At 65.0% G+C, this 254-nt stretch carries 1 pseudogene; it reads left to right on the top strand.

Annotated elements, in window-relative coordinates:
* Nucleotides 1-254: pseudogene (locus tag ACYZGB_RS23000) on the top strand (hypothetical protein); the annotation flags it as partial.

Raw genomic sequence — 254 nt, 5'->3', positions numbered from 1 at the left:
AGCGAAAAGAGGTCACAGAACAAGGCAAGGCATACACTTATCCACAGCCGACCATCACAGCGTCGGCTCCCACCCCTGGCTCACGATTCAAGCGGCGCGGTGGCTCAGTTCTACTTCGGCGCGGACACCTGGCCACGGCCATCAAGCCGATCTACACGGCGGTGAGCGCCGAGGCCGCTGAGGCCGAGCTGACTGCGTTTGAAGCCGGGCCCTGGGGCCAGAAGTTCCCCACTGTCGTGGGCGCCTGGCGCAGG

It is taken from the genome of Acidovorax sp. Q11, assembly GCF_054950075.1.
The sequence above is the reverse complement of the archived record's forward strand: the minus strand, read 5'-3'. Positions and strand labels throughout refer to the sequence as shown.